Annotated in this window: 1 protein-coding gene; it reads right to left on the bottom strand. The window is 43.3% G+C overall.

The features are described from left to right. Positions 1–291: disulfide bond formation protein B (locus tag ACFIK8_RS11255; protein WP_375669475.1), on the bottom strand; the 291-nt coding region annotated here is incomplete at both ends.

Raw genomic sequence — 291 nt, 5'->3', positions numbered from 1 at the left:
CAAAGACCTGCAATAATGAACGCCCAAATATAAAGACGCAGCCCAAAGAGCGTTGGACCATCTCCAAGATCACCTAGCATGATCTGTAAAAAAATCTGCCTGGAGGCAGAGATACAGATTACCATACAACCAAGAATAACCATCCCATAATGGATCTTTCTCACCCTCAGATGAATATTGAATAAAAACCCACAACCTGCAATGATGAAACCAAGGCGTTGAAGAAGACAAAGGGGGCATGGCACCACAGACGGTGCAGGGTTTGTCAGTTGATAATAGAAAGCCATTAAC

This window comes from Bartonella sp. MR168JLCBS (genome assembly GCF_042194175.1).
This window is presented reverse-complemented; position numbering and strand designations above follow the sequence as displayed.